The sequence below is a fragment of the Gordonia sp. UCD-TK1 genome (assembly GCF_001691435.1).
Classification (GTDB): Bacteria; Actinomycetota; Actinomycetes; order Mycobacteriales; family Mycobacteriaceae; genus Gordonia; species Gordonia hongkongensis.
Map to the genome: position 1 here is coordinate 22,464 of NZ_LZMP01000037.1, position 14,518 is coordinate 36,981.

Genomic DNA, 14,518 nt, shown 5'->3' on the forward strand with positions numbered 1-14,518 from the left:
CGTGCGCGACCGTCGGGTGGCGGTTGCCGAGGGTGCTGGTCGGCGGGACCCCTGGGGGCCCCGCGCCCCTCGTCGTGTCGGGAACTCCGTGGGATCACGCAGACGATTGTTCCTCATCTCCGACCGTGGTCGCTTGAAGCGGGTCGGTTGTGTGGCACACGTCGGCGGTATTGCACACTGGAGCGGTGACTCAGGTTGGTGACGGCGAACGGCACGGTGACACCGAACGGCTGCTGGCAGCCGTCGACATCGCGCGTTCCGCGCTGCTCGATGAAGGTCAGCGGCCCGGAGCGCACCGGCGCAGTGTCGCCGAGGGCGACTGGGCCGCCGCGCACTACTTCGATGCCGAGCTCACGGGCTACCGGGGCTGGCAGTGGTGCGTCGTGCTGGCGGGTTCCCCGGGCAGCGACGAGATCACGCTCAGCGAGGTCGTGCTGCTTCCCGGTGACGGCTCGCTGCTCGCGCCGCCGTGGGTGCCGTGGTCGGAGCGGGTCGCGTCGGGCGATCTCGCACCGGGCGATCTGCTCGCCGCCGAACCTGACGACCCGCGTCTCGTCCCGAACCAGATCGACACCGGCGACGAGTTCCGATTCGAGTCCGAGTCCGTGGAACCCGACGACATCGGTCAGGTCGCGGGCGAGCTGGGCCTCGGCCGCAAGAGACTCCTGAGCCCGGAGGGACGCGCCGAGGCTGCGCAGCGCTGGTACGACGGCGACTTCGGTCCCGGCTCGGAGATGGCGCAGGCCGCGCCGTACTCGTGCTGCACCTGTGGTTTCTACGTTCCGCTCGCGGGTGCGCTGCGCGCCGGCTTCGGCGCCTGCACCAACGAACTGGCCGTCGACGGGCGCGTGGTGTCGGCCGAATACGGATGCGGTGCGCACTCGGACGTGCAGGGCCCCAAGGGGAACGGATCGCCCGCGTACGACGCCTACGACGACGGCGCGATCGAGGTCGTCGAGATCTCCCGGGACGCGGAACCGGCCCGGACCTGATCCGGCGCGAACCGACCGTGACCGACGATCCGTTCGGCACCGCGACATTGCGGTCGTCGACCCTGGATGCGTGGGCGGCGTCGCCGACCCGGTTGGCCGAGGACGCGGCCGCCGAAGCGGATCTGGTGACCGTCGGCTACCGGGATCGACTGCTGACCGAACTGGCCGCGAACGCCGCCGACGCGGCCGCGGCGGCCGGTGTCGAGGGCCGGCTGGCGGTCTGGGTGGACGGCACCGAGTTGCATGTCGCCAACACCGGCGCCCCGCTGACCGATGCGGGGGTGCGTTCACTCGCCGCGTTGCGGGTGTCGGCGAAGACCGCGGACGACTCGGGCGCCCGGCAGATCGGGCGGTTCGGGGTCGGCTTCACCGCCACCGCGACGGTCGCCGATCGCATCGAGATCCGTTCGCGCAGTGGGTCGGTGGTCTTCGACCGAGCGGACGCGATGGACGCCGCGCGCGCTGCCGGGATCTCCGCCGACGGGCCCGCCGATGTGCCGGTGCTGCGGCTGGTGTGGCCGACGGATCAGACGCCGACCGATGGCTTCGACACCGAGGTGGTCCTGCACCTCCGCGAGGAACCCGGCCCGCTCCTCGACGCCATGCTCGGCCAGGCGCCGGACCTGGTCGTCGAACTGACTGCGCTGCAACGGATCAGCGTCGGTGATGTCGAGGTGTCGGCCGAACGGTCGGCGGGGCCGGACGTCGACGACGATGACGCGCGCGCGGTCGTGACGACGGTGTCCGTCGTCGGTGCGCCGGACGCGACCGACCTGCCGTCGACGCGCCGATGGCTCGAGGTCGCCCGGGGCGGCACCCGCTGGCTCGTCGACGCCGACGGTGAGCCCGCGGCGGCCGGCGAGGTCCTGCGCGCCCCGACGCCCACCGACATCGAACTCAGCCTGCCGTGCCGGTGCATCACCGACCTGGCACTCACGCCGGATCGACGGCACCTCCATCCACGTGCCGAGATCGGCGATGCAGCAGCGGGTTACGTCGATCTCGTGCGGCTCGTCGAACCGGTGCGCAGGGTCGAGCTGGTACCCGAACTGCATCTCGCGCGTAATCCCGACGACGCGCGCCTGATCGAGGCGGTTCGTCGCGAACTGCGGGATGTCGCGTGGCTTCCGGCGGCGGCCGGTGCCGACCTGGTGCCACCGCGCGGGGTGATGCTCGTGGGTCTGACCGATCGGCTCGCGGAGATCCTCGGCGACCTGTTCGGTGACCTGATCCACCCGGATCTGTCGCTGACACAACATCTCCCGACGCTGGGCCGGCTGGGTGTGTCGGAGCTCGGGCTCGCGGAGCTCGCCGAACGTCTCGTCGGCGTCGACCGTGAACCGTCGTGGTGGCACGACCTGTACGACGCCCTGTCGCCCCTGGTGTCGACCGGCCGCGAGGTGGAGGAACTCGGCGCCCTGCCGATCCCGAGATCGGACGGACGGACGGCGATCGGGGTGCGCGGACTCTTTGTCAGTGACCGGATCTCGACCGCCATGCGGTGGATCCCCACCGTGCATCCCGAGGCGCGCCACGAACTGCTGACCCGACTCGGCGTCGCGGATCTGACGGTCGCGCAGGCAGTCTCGGACCCGGCGCTGCGCAGCCTCGTCGACGATGTCGACTTCGATTCGGCCGGCCCCGACGATGACCGGCTCGCCGTCGAGGTGTGTGCGGTGTTGCGGGCCGATCCGGAAGCACCGGTGCCGTCGTGGCTCTCGGCGCTCGCGCTCCCCGACGCCGACGGCGAGTTGCGGCCGGCCGACGAACTCCTGCTGCCGGGCAGCCCGCTGCTCGAGGTCTTGGTCGACGATCACCCGTTCGGTGTGGTCGACGCCGAGGTGGTCGCCGAGTGCGGCGTCGAGGAACTGCGGCGGATCGGCGTCGGCTGGGGTTTCGTGACCGTCGACGACGACCTGCCCGTCGCGCCCGAGCATGACCTGCCCGACGAGGAGGACTGGTGGGCCACCCTCCCGGATGCGCCCGAGAAGCTCAGTGCGGTGCGGGATCTCGACTTGATCGAGGACGGGCGCTGGCCGGAGGCGTTGACCATGATGGCCACCGACGAACGCATCCGGCCGCTGCTCGCCGACCGGACGGGCTACACCGCGTGGTGGTTACGACGCCATGCGGAGATCGACGGTCTGCTGCTGGGGGAGTACCGGTCGCCATCGGATGACGTTCTCGAGAACATCATCGATCCCCTCGACCACCCGTATGCCGACGAGCTCGCCGGCACACTCGCCCGGCTGGAACCCGACTCCGCCGACGACGCGACGCTGCTGCTGACCCGGCTGGGCGATGGGGAGCGTGTGATCAGTGCGGGCGCAACGGTGTCCGTGCATGCCGCCGTCGTCGCGGCGTGCCGGAGCGGCATCGTCGATGCGCACGACGTCGAGGTGCCCGAGCGGGTGCGCACCCTCGCCGGCACAACCGCCGACCGCGCGGTGGTCGTCGACCGGCCGTGGTTCCTGCAGACGCTGGCCGACGACGAGGCGGTACTCGCCGGACCCACCGTGGTCTCGGCCGACGCCGACCTGCTGGGCACGCTGCTCGACCTGCCGCTCGCGAGCGAGGAGTATTCGGCGACGGTGTCCGCGCCGGGGGAGGCAGTCGGCTGGGCGCACCCGGCGGTGGTGCGCTTAGGGGCGTCGCGGGGGATCGAGATCCCGCACGGCGATGTCCGGCTACACGACGAACTGTGGATCGCGTTGCGCAGCAACGACGGCGGAGACGGCCCCGATGTCGCACGGGAAGTGCGGGTCGACTGGTGGGTCGACGACGCGGGTGTCACCCACCTCGAGCGTCCGGGCCGGCGTCGATCCCCGCGGTGAGGATCGACGCGAGCTGGCGGTAGGCGGCCGCGTCGTCGAGTCCGGTCGCGACCCACACCTCGCGACGCTGGATCCGGCTCATCATCGATGAGGCGAGGTCGGCGGCGAACGCGGCGTCGACGTTGCGGAACTCGCCGGCCGACACCCCGTCGGCGATGAGCGCTTGAACCCGGGACGATGCCGCCGCGGTGTTGCGCTCGTACAGCGCGCGTGCCGGTTCGAACGCGTCGAGATCGCGCATGAACGCCTCCGAGGCCGGTGCCAGCGCCTCACCCACCGCCACCAGATAGACGATGACCCGTTCGCGCGGACTCGATGACGCCGCGACACGTGACTCGACTTGTTCGGTCGCGCTGCGGAAGAAGTGCGTCACGGTGGCGGTGACCAGTTGTTCCTTGCTGGCGGCGAGGGTGTACAACGTCGACTTCGAGCAACGGAGTTCGGCCGCGATGGAACCGATCGACAGGTGCGCGAACCCCTCGCGCAGGATCAACTCGAGAAGGGCGTCGAACAGCGCGGCACGTCGGCGGGTGGCGAAACCCTGGGTGGCCATGCGTGCTCCCTTCCGGCTGTACGTACGCTGCCTGAAATAGTACTGTGCAGAAGACCTGAGTACTAGTTTCGTAACCCTGGAGGTCTGGAATGCCGGTCGATCGCCTGCTCCCCAACGACGAGGCGCGCGACCTGATCGCGCTGGTCCGCGACATCGCCGACAAGCGCATGGCGCCGATCGTCGACCAGCACGAGAAGGACCGTCGGTACCCGGACGGGTTGTTCGCCGAACTGGGTGAGGCGGGGTTGCTCGGGCTGCCCTACCCGACGGAGTGGGACGGCGGCGGCCAGCCGTATGAGGTCTACCTGCAGGTGCTCGAGGAGCTCGGCGCGCGCTGGGCTGCGGTCGCCGTGGCGGTCAGCGTGCACGGGTTGGCCTGCCATCCGCTGTTCAACTTCGGCACCGATGAACAGAAGCAGCAGTGGTTGCCGGACCTGTTGAACGGCAAGCTGATCGGTGCCTACAGCCTGAGCGAACCCCAGGCCGGCTCCGACGCCGCGGCGCTCGCGTGCCGCGCCGTATCGACCGACGGCGGCTACTCGATGACGGGTTCGAAAGCGTGGATCACGCACGGCGGCATCGCTGATGTGTACAACGTCTTCGCCCGCACCGGTGAGGGTTCCAAGGGGGTGTCCTGCTTCTTCGTCGCCCGGGACACCGAGGGGCTCAGCTTCGGCAAGCCGGAGGACAAGATGGGCCTGCACGCGGTCCCGACGACCGGCGCCACCTACGACGACGCGTTCGTCGAGGAGGGACGCCGGCTGGGGGCGGAGGGGCAGGGGCTGCAGATCGCCTTCTCCGCGCTCGATTCCGGACGCCTGGGCATCGCTGCGGTGGCCACCGGCCTGGCGCAGGCGGCGCTCGACGCCGCCGTCGACTACGCGCAGGAACGAGCCGCGTTCGGCCGCAAGATCATCGACCACCAGGGGCTGTCGTTCGTGCTCGCCGACATGGCCGCCGCGGTCGACTCGGCCCGCGCGACCTACGTCGACGCCGCTCGACGCCGCGACGCCGGCATCGACTACACGCGAGCGGCGGCGACCGCCAAACTGGTGGCCACCGACGCCGCGATGAAGGTCACCACCGATGCGGTCCAGGTGTTCGGCGGTTACGGCTACACCCGCGACTTCCCGGTCGAGCGCTACATGCGCGAAGCGAAGATCACCCAGATCTTCGAGGGCACCAACCAGATCCAGCGGTTGGTGATCGGTCGGTCGCTGGCGCGGTGAGTTCGCCGGCCGTCGGTGTTCAGCGCGGGTTGTAGTAGAACGCGCGGTCGTCGAGGCGCCGGAATCTCGGTCCGCCGAGTCTGATCATCAGCCGCAGGATGGCGGGGATGCGGGCGTGGACCGCCTCGCGGTCGGGACCGGTCAGCCCTTTCGCCATCAGCGGGCACGTCCGCAGGGTCTCGGCCAGACCCGCGCGCTTGCTCATCTTCTCCTCAAAGGCGTCCCAGTCCTGCGGCGTCAGGCGGCGCTGCACGATGGCGATGGCGTCGGTCTCCTCATGGGCCAAGTGTCTGCCGAGGACCTCCTGGGCGCGGTGCAGCGAGTCCGCGAGGCTGGCCCGGGTTTGTTCGTCGGCGCGTTCGGCCATCCGGGCGAAGCCGACCGCGCACTCCTCGAGTAGCGGATCGATCTCGTCGTGCTCGTCCTCCATCGCCTGCAGGATCTCCGCCTCGGCGTTGTCGCACCGCTCGAGCAGCAGCGGCCACAGTTCCAGGTCCTCGCCGGTGTGGTGGTGGTGCAGCGCATGGGCGAACATCGCCCATCGACGAGAGAGCGCACGCCAGGTCCCCGCGTCGTCGACGGGGGTGGCCGGAACGGTGGCGGCGAAGTCGGCGAGGTCTCGCCGGAATCCGTGGTGCAGGACGTACATCATGAACGGGTCGAGCGGTCCGTCGGGCGCGGCCGCCTGGCCGGGGAGCCGGAGCTGGATCGGGTGAGCGGTGTGGGCGGGGTGGGTCGTCATCGTGCGGGTCCTCATCGATACGGGTCGGGCGGGTTCGAGGACCACACTGGGCGGTGACGCTTGCGGCGTACTTGAGGGCGACTTGAGCGACGCCTGGATAGGGTGGCGGGATGTTCCCCTCTCCGACGACGATCGACGAGAACATCCTGAACTGGGTGGTCGAGAACCGTTCGGAGCCGTGGGTCTCGATCGCCGAAGTGGTGACGGTGCTCGGCAACACGGTGACGATGTTGGTGCTGACATGTGCGGTCGTGGTGACACTCGCCGTGACCCGGCACCGGGTCGACGCGGTCTTCGTCGGCGCCGGAGTGCTTTTCGGATACGGTCTGATGCAGGCACTCAAGTACTCGTTCGCGCGGGACCGGCCACCCGTCGAAGACCGTCTACTGAACATCGACACCTTCTCGTTCCCCTCCGGGCACGCGATGATGACGATGGTCGTGTTCGGGCTGTTCGCTGTCGCAGCGTTTCGCTGCTCGCCCTGGGCGCGGGCGCATCGCTGGATTCTCGTGATCGCCCCCGTGCTGTCGATCCTCGTCGGCCTCACCCGAATACAACTCGCCGTGCACTGGGCCACGGACGTCGTGGCCGGATGGTTGTTCGGGGCGATCTGGGTGGTGTTCTGTACCTGGATACTGCTCCGGTACGAAACACGCCGCGGCTCTGGGGGTCTCGCCGGGGTTCAGCAGTAGACCACGCCCAGCGCGGTACCCGACCGGGGTTCACTGTGGAGTTGTCAAGGGACGGATGCGGTCCCGGGTGTGGCCCGGGTGCGGAAGGTGCTACGCGAAAGTGGTTGTCGGACGGCCGGTCAGGCGGCGTCGTCGAGGCGCATGGTGCGTCGGTTGTAGGCGGGTAGCGGTCGGCGTTGCGGATCGATCGACGCGGGTGGGACGAGCCAGGGGTGTCGGTCGAAACCCATCACGATGTCCCAGCCGTGGTGGTGGACCTGCGTATGGCAGCGCTGACACAGCAAACAGCCGTTGTCGAGGTCGGTGGGTCCACCGTCGGCCCACGACTTGATGTGGTGGACCTGGGTATATGACGGTGGTGCACCACATTTGATGCAGCAGGCGTCGCGGACGATGATTGCCTTGCGGAGGTGTGCCGGATACAACCGACGGGTGTGACCCATCTGCAGCGGTACGCCCTCACTGTCGAGGACGATCTCGGTCAGGGATCCGTCGCAGGAGACCTGTTTCGCGGTGGCATGGCTGACCGTCCCGGTCCACGGCAGCGTTGCGAGTTCTCCGGTGGCGGGGATGGTCAGCATCAGTTGCGTGCGTGGACTTCCGACGGTATCGATGGTCGCGCCGATCGCGGCTTGGTCGAGGATCAACTCGAAAGCGTCGGCACGGCGCTGCTCGGCGGTGCGACGATCTTCGGCGCCGTCGGGTTCGGGCCGTGGACACGATCGTTCGTCGATCATGGCCTGGAACTTCTCGCCGACGATCTGGGTGAGGTCGGCCCGGATTTCGACGCGGCCGTCGTCGGTGGTGTGGGCGTTCACCGAGTTCAGCGATGGGTCGGCGGCGGCGGGGACTCCGGTATCGGAAGCGTCGGCAAGGCCGTTGGCGACGGCTCGGGCGAACTTGAGCACTTCTGCCGGTGTCGCGCCCGACAGTGCTTGGGCGATGAGCTCGATCTCGTACTCGGAGCGCTCGTCATCGGAAATGCCGTCGGCGCAGCACTTCTCGATCTGGTTCATTCCACGCACGATGGCATCGACGATCTCGCTGGACAGCCGCCCGTCGGCGGCGTGACGCGCCAGGGCCGGCAACGTCGGCAGGGCATCGACACTCCGCATGGTGCGAAGAGCGGCAGCCGGCGCATGTCCTGTCTCGATCAGCAGCTTCTTGGTGGTGCTGCCGGTCTTCTGCGCGACGCCGAGGTCGTTGAGTCGCGCTGTGTGGGTGACGATCTGATGGGCCACGACGTTGCCGATCAGTCGCAGCATGTTCAACGCGTCGAATGTCGACTCGCCGGTGGGGTCATCGGCGGGTGGTGTGGTTCCGATGAGCTGATCGAGGAGAGTGGCGAGCTCTGGCATGACTCCAAGTTACCGGAACATTCGTTCGATCTCGAGGTTTCTCCACAGGCTCGAGATCCCGAAATTGTCGACTGTGCAGTCGATTTCGTTGAATGCGCGTTGATCGTTGACAGTGATGAACTTCAGTCACACCCGTTTCGATTTCCGGTCGAAAAGTAGTGGGTTTGTCACGAACGGAGGCCTCGACGGTCGCTCGGGGTCGCTCGGCGAGCGCGAGCTACTCAGCCGGCGGGGCGCACCCGGGCTCGCTGTGCAGATGCGGGAGCTGCTCGGTCGGCGTGAGCGGCCGCCGAAATTCCCCCGGGTGGGGGACAGTCGAACCGCGTCGGACTGGGATTCACTGGACGGATGTCGAATGCGGGGCCACCCGACGGTGACGCGACCGTGCCCGGACCAGCCGACCGGGACGAGTCGCCGACGACGATCCAACCTGCCCGCCCGACGGTGGTCCCGGGGGTGTCGCTGAACAAGGCCCCGGCGCCGGACCCCTACGCCGCCACGCAGACGGGCCCGACGCCGCAGTACCCACCGCCGTATCAACAACCGCCGACTGGCTATCCGCCGCCACCCGGACAGCCCCAGTACGGCTACCCGCCGCCGGGCTACCCACCGCCGGGTTATCCACCACCGGGGTACCCCCAGCCCGGATATCCCCAGCCCGGGTACCCGCGCAGGTCCAATCGGCGCGCGTACCTGATCACGGGCGTCGCGTTGGTGTGTGTCCTCGCGCTGGTCCTCGGGGGCGTCGTGTGGTGGAAGTTGTCCTCGACGGGTGGCAGTTCCGACAACGCGCCGGACCCCGTCGCCGGTCAGCTCACCGGTTCGTTCCCGACCGCGCCGAGTCCCGCCTGGAGCGTCGATGCGAGTTCAGTCGGTGGCACTGCCTACGTCTCCGGGCTACCGCTCGAGTCGAACTACATGACGCTCGGTGCGGTACACGACGACAGGAGTCTGGCGACCCTCGTGAACGTCGGCGCCTCGGTGAACGGCCCGGCGCTGCGTCTTGTCGGGATGGACGCCGAGTCCGGCCGGGCGTGGTCGTTCGACGAACCCGTGTCCGGGTGCTCGGCCTCCATCGTGGACAGCACCATCGCCTGCCTGGGTCGGGGCGCCGCGTATTTCGTCGACGTCCGGACAGGTCGCGAGATCGGCCGTGCTCCCGCTCCGCCGCAGGCGTTCGGGATCGCGTTCAACGGGAAAGCGGCGTTCGTCCGCGATTTCAGTGGTGGCAACGAACGCCAGGTCGTGTTCCACAAGGTCACACCAGGAGGCGTGGAGTGGCACCGCACGATCGACCTGCCCGAAGCGCTTCCGAGCGGGGACGCCTCGCAGTTCATCGCCACCGACGAGCTCGTCGCGAGCGCCGACGGCGTGGTCGCCGTCATCTCGGCCGACGACGGCCGGGAGATCTTCACGAGTCCGGGCCGTACCGGGATGGTGCCGCGCCCGGACGGATCGGTCCTCGTGGTGACGGGCAGCATGACAAGCGGCGCCCCGACGAATGGTCCGGTCGTCGTGGTCCGGCCGGACGGCACCACCAGCGACTTGGCGGGTATGAGCGTGGAGTCCGCTGCTGTCATGACTCCGACCCAGAGCGGGCGTGTGCTCATCGACGGTGCATACACCGACGTCGCGGACGGGGCGCGGATCTGGACGACGACTGATCTCCCGGCCCACACCTCGCCGACCGTCGTGCTGGCCGATGACCGTGAAGTCGTGTGGACGACGCACGACGCTGTCACCGCAGTCGATGCCATCTCCGGCCAGACGTTGTGGACGACTCCGACCGGGCCGGTCTACGGGTCGACCGGCCACGCCGTCACCGACGGCGAACGCCTCATCGCGCCCATGGCCGACGGCGGCGTGACCGCCCTGGATCTGGTGGGCGGTGCGCCGGTGTGGTCGGTGCCCCCGTCCACGATCGGCAACACCCCCGCCGCGGGTGTCACCGAACCGCGTCCGGCATTGACGTTCGCCGTCGGCGACCGCCTGATCACGATGACCGCGACCACGATCACCGGCTTCGCGCCCACCGGTCCGGAGGCGATCGTTCCGGGCACGACTCGCGAGGCCGACACCGCCGACGGCGGCGAACCCGAATACGTCACGCCGTGCGGGGCGCCCCCGGTGTTCACGCCGCAGTCGTTCCGCACGTCGGCGGGCGGGCTGGGCGTGACGATGAAGGTCACCGCGAAGTGTCCCGGCGGCGACGTCCTGTACGGGCCGCAGACACGCATCACCATCACCGACGGCAGCGGCATCGTCGCGTCGGGGAACTTCGACTTCCAGCGGGCACCGGTCGCGGTGCCCTCGCTCGACGGGGCGGGCGAGGCGCTGACGATGGAACTCACCTATCCGCCCGGGAGCTTCTTCCGGCTGCCGGACACGCTCGGTGCCCAGGGGAGTGCGGCCGGCGACGGCCGCTACCTCGTCGACTGCGACAAGGGCCCGACCTCCGGGGCCGCGCCGAAACTCGCGACTCCGCAGTCGGGAACGGCCGCGTCGTCGACCGCCACCGGGGCGTCGTTCCCGGCCGGAGCCGACGTGACGGCGAGCAGCGTCAGCGCCCTCCGTCTGCAGGCCGACGCCGATCGGGCCTTCATCGTGGCGAACCTGAACAACCGGTGGGTGGCGCAGCTGAGCTCCAAACGGCCGGGTCTCGTTGCCGAGGGGCGGACCTGGACCGACCAGGCCATCCTCGACGAGTTCCTGGCACTCCGGTTGCGATTCAACGACGTTCGGCTCCTGTGGAGCGACGAGTGGCCGGTGTTCTCGTACCGCGGCTGGTGGGTGACGGTGGCCGCGGCGACCTTCCCGGGCCCGGTCGAGGCCAACAACTGGTGTCGCGCCCAGGGATTCGGCCCGGACAACTGCTTCGCGAAACTGGTGAGCACCACGGCCGGACCGGAGCGGACGACCTTGTACTGGAAGTGACGGTGCCCGACGCCGCGCCGGTTTGTTCGGAACGATGACGGGTAATCGGTTCATCGCGATACGGTCGGGTATGGATTTCTCTCCGTCAGCGCGGTCGGCCGAACTCACCGAACGCGTGCGCACCTTCGTGACCACCGAGATCGAGCCGGTCGAACCCGAGATCCATCGGGACATCAAGACCCGCCGCGACGAGAACGGCAACCCGTGGACGCCGTCGCCGATCATCGCCGAATTGCAGAAGAAGGCCCGCTCGGAGGGGCTGTGGAACCTCTTCCTGCCCGCCGAGCACGCCGGCCGCTATGCCGCCGACTTCGGCACCGACGGCGGGGCAGGGTTGACCAACTCCGAGTATGCGCCGATCGCGGAGGCGATGGGATCGTCCGGGCTCGCGCCGGTGATCTTCAACTGCAACGCCCCCGACACCGGCAACATGGAGGTGTTGCTGCGCTACGGCACCGACGAGCAGCGCAAACAGTGGCTCGAACCCCTTCTGACCGCCGAGATCCGCAGCGCCTTCTGCATGACCGAGCCGGCCGTCGCGTCGTCGGACGCCACCAACATGGCCGCGACCGCCGTACTCGACGGCGATGACGTCGTCATCAACGGGACCAAGTGGTTCTCCACCGGTGTCGGCCACCCGGACTGCAAGGTGCTCATCTTCATGGGCGTCACCGACGCCGAGGCCGACCGGAAGTCGCGGCACACGATGGTGCTCATCCCGATCGACGCCCCCGGGGTCACGATCGACCGGATGCTCACCACCATGGGCTACTTCGACGAGCCGTTCGGCCACGGCGAGGTCAGCTTCGACAACGTGCGCGTCCCGGCGTCGAACATCCTGCTCGGACCCGGCCGCGCCTTCGAGATCGCCCAGGGCCGGCTCGGTCCGGGTCGCGTGCACCACTGCATGCGGGCGATCGGACTCGCCGAGCGGGCGCTGGAACTCGGTGTGCGTCGCGCACTCTCGCGGGAGGCGTTCGGCAAGCAGCTCGCCCGGCTCGGTGGCAACAGCGAGCGCATCGCCGACGCTCGCATCGCGATCAACCGGTCACGGTTGCTCGTCCACCACGCGGCCTGGTTGCTCGACCAGGGCATGTCCCGCGAAGCCCTGTCGGCGGTCAGCGAGATCAAGGTCGAGGTGCCCAACATGGCACTCGACGTCATCGACCTCGCCATCCAGTTGCACGGCGGTGCCGGTCTCACCGACGACTTCCCGCTCGCGCAGGCGTGGGTGGGCGCGCGGTCGCTCCGACTCGCCGACGGTCCGGACGAGGTGCACCGCAACGTGGTTGCGCGCATCGAGTTCGGCAAGTACCGCTGATCGGGGGACGAGGATGACCAACGAGGTGGCCGGTGCGGGCGAGGTCCGCGCCGAGGATGCATTCGACGTCGAGGCGATGGCGAAGTGGCTGGAGGCCAACGCCGCGGACCCGACCGGTCTCGACGCCGTGCCGGAAGTTCGACAATTCGGCGGTGGCGCTTCGAATCTCACGTACCTGCTGCGCTATCCGTCCAAGGACCTGATCCTGCGCCGGGCGCCCCGGGGTACCAAGGCGCGGGGCGCGCACGACATGGCACGCGAGTACCGGATCCAGTCCGAACTCGCGACCGCCATCCGCTACATCGCGCCGATGATCGCCTTCTGCGACGACGAGTCGGTCCTGGGCGCGGACTTCTACGTGATGGGCCGCATCGACGGTGTCATCCCGCGGACCGAGTGGCCCGCCGACGTCCCGCTCGACGCCGAGCAGGCACGCCGGCTCTGTCTGAACTTCATCGACACCCTGGTCGAGGTCCACTCGGTCGATCCGAGCACGACCGGACTCGCCGATCTCGGCAAGGGGCCGGGTTATGTGCGACGGCAGGTCGAGGGCTGGTCGGCGCGATTCCGCAACGCGCACACCGATGACGTGCCCGACTTCGAGTCGACGATGACGTGGCTGGCCGACAACCAGCCCGACGACGTCGCCAACTGCGTCATCCACAACGACTTCAAGCTCGACAACGTCGTCCTCGACAAGGACGATCCCACGCGGGTGATCGGCATCCTGGACTGGGAGATGGCGACCCTCGGCGATCCCCTGATGGATGTCGCGGGTTCGATGGCCTACTGGATCCAGGCCGACGACCCGGATGCCATGCAGCTCATGCGACGTGTCCCGACGCACCTGCCCGGCATGCTCAGTCGTGCCGAGTTCGTCGAGAACTATTGCGAGCGCATGGGATTCGACATGACACCGGAACGCTGGCGCTGGTATGAGGTGTTCGGACTGTTCCGGGCGGGGGTGATCGCCCAGCAGATCTACTACCGCTACTACCACGGCCAGACCACCAACAAGGCGTTCGAACGTCTCGGATACGCGGTCGGGATCATCGCGCAACGGCTGGACGACCTGCTCGTGTAACCACCCGACGAAAGGGACCGCCATGGCGGAGGACGTGGTCACCCCGGCGGGTGCCGGCAGCGGATCACCCGACGAGATCCGCATCAGCGGCTACCGTCCGGAGTTGCGCCGGACGCTCGGCGGGTTCGCGGTGTTCGCGATCTCCTTCGCGTTCATCTCCGTCGCGGTCGGGATCTTCGCCACCTACGGCAGCGTGCTCACCACGGCGGGTCCGGTCGGGATCTGGTTGTGGATCGCCGCCGCGGTAGGCCAGACCCTGATCGCGCTGGTCGTCGCCCAGTTCGCCGCCCGGATCGCACTGAGCGGGTCGTCGTATCAGTGGGCGTCGAGGCTGGCGAACCCGAAGATCGGCTGGTTCTTCGGCTGGCTGAGCTTCTGGTACCTGGCGATCGGCGTGGTCGCCATGGACAACGCGCTGGCCAGTCAGGCGCTGATGCCGCTCGCCGGGATGGCCGAGGACGAGGACGTCGCCCGCGTCATCACCCTTGTCGTGCTCGTCATCCAGGCCGTGCTGGTGATCGCCTCGACCCGGTTGCTCGGCCTGTTCACCTCCGGCGCGGTCGCGGTCGAGTTGGCGATCGTGGCGATCCTGATCCTGGTGCTCGCGGCGGTGATGGTGTTCAGCGGAAGCGGTCACCCGGGCAATCTGGTGTCCGAGGGGATGGCCGCCGGTGCGCCGGACTACTGGGCGATCGGTGGCGGGGTGATGGCCGCGATGGTCATGGGACTCACCACCCTGGTCGGCTTCGATTCCGCGGCCAACCTCGCCGAAGAGGCGA

General features: G+C 68.9%; 11 protein-coding genes. 8 read left to right on the forward strand and 3 right to left on the reverse strand.

Going from position 1 to position 14,518, the window contains the following annotated elements:
* Positions 1 to 185 precede the first annotated feature (185 nt).
* Together A9310_RS19015 and A9310_RS19020 are read left to right on the forward strand one after the other, a co-directional pair.
* Positions 186 to 992, forward strand: a complete 807-nt coding sequence (locus A9310_RS19015) for a DUF3027 domain-containing protein (protein ID WP_065631949.1) — start codon at positions 186 to 188, stop codon at positions 990 to 992.
* 17 nt (positions 993 to 1,009) lie between these two features.
* Positions 1,010 to 3,826, forward strand: coding sequence for a sacsin N-terminal ATP-binding-like domain-containing protein (locus A9310_RS19020; RefSeq protein ID WP_065631950.1), 2,817 nt, complete (start codon positions 1,010 to 1,012; stop codon positions 3,824 to 3,826).
* Here the strand turns inward: A9310_RS19020 and A9310_RS19025 are convergent.
* On the reverse strand, positions 3,783 to 4,379 hold the full coding sequence (locus A9310_RS19025; protein WP_065631951.1) for a TetR/AcrR family transcriptional regulator: 597 nt from the start codon (positions 4,377 to 4,379) through the stop codon (positions 3,783 to 3,785). The two genes, A9310_RS19020 and A9310_RS19025, sit on opposite strands and share 44 nt — an antisense overlap.
* An 89-nt stretch (positions 4,380 to 4,468) precedes the next feature.
* Between A9310_RS19025 and A9310_RS19030 the strand changes: the two genes are divergently transcribed.
* Positions 4,469 to 5,608, forward strand: coding sequence for an acyl-CoA dehydrogenase family protein (locus A9310_RS19030; RefSeq protein ID WP_065631952.1), 1,140 nt, complete (start codon positions 4,469 to 4,471; stop codon positions 5,606 to 5,608).
* Positions 5,609 to 5,627: 19 nt separating this feature from the next.
* On the opposite strand, the gene A9310_RS19035 is transcribed toward A9310_RS19030, so the two are convergent.
* The gene (locus tag A9310_RS19035) at positions 5,628 to 6,350 is read right to left on the reverse strand and encodes a hemerythrin domain-containing protein (protein WP_065631953.1); all 723 of its coding nucleotides are present in this window, start codon (positions 6,348 to 6,350) and stop codon (positions 5,628 to 5,630) included.
* 110 nt (positions 6,351 to 6,460) lie between these two features.
* Between A9310_RS19035 and A9310_RS19040 the strand changes: the two genes are divergently transcribed.
* Positions 6,461 to 7,042, forward strand: a complete 582-nt coding sequence (locus A9310_RS19040) for a phosphatase PAP2 family protein (RefSeq protein WP_065631954.1) — start codon at positions 6,461 to 6,463, stop codon at positions 7,040 to 7,042.
* A 119-nt stretch (positions 7,043 to 7,161) separates the two neighbouring features.
* Here A9310_RS19040 and A9310_RS19045 read toward each other — a convergent pair whose 3' ends face one another.
* Positions 7,162 to 8,400, reverse strand: coding sequence for an HNH endonuclease signature motif containing protein (locus A9310_RS19045; RefSeq protein ID WP_065631955.1), 1,239 nt, complete (start codon positions 8,398 to 8,400; stop codon positions 7,162 to 7,164).
* Positions 8,401 to 8,748: 348 nt separating this feature from the next.
* Here A9310_RS19045 and A9310_RS19050 point away from each other — a divergent pair, with 348 nt between their 5' ends.
* The 4 genes from A9310_RS19050 to A9310_RS19065 all read left to right on the forward strand — a co-directional run.
* Positions 8,749 to 11,334: a PQQ-binding-like beta-propeller repeat protein gene (locus A9310_RS19050; protein WP_065631956.1), complete on the forward strand. Its 2,586-nt coding sequence runs from the start codon at positions 8,749 to 8,751 to the stop codon at positions 11,332 to 11,334.
* Positions 11,335 to 11,404: 70 nt separating this feature from the next.
* Entirely contained in the window at positions 11,405 to 12,655 is a 1,251-nt protein-coding gene (locus A9310_RS19055) for an acyl-CoA dehydrogenase family protein (protein ID WP_065631957.1), read from the forward strand.
* Between the two features lie 13 nt (positions 12,656 to 12,668).
* Positions 12,669 to 13,739, forward strand: a complete 1,071-nt coding sequence (locus A9310_RS19060) for a phosphotransferase family protein (protein ID WP_065631958.1) — start codon at positions 12,669 to 12,671, stop codon at positions 13,737 to 13,739.
* A gap of 22 nt (positions 13,740 to 13,761) precedes the next feature.
* Positions 13,762 to 14,518: amino acid permease (locus tag A9310_RS19065; RefSeq protein WP_139104687.1), on the forward strand; the 757-nt coding region annotated here is incomplete at its 3' end.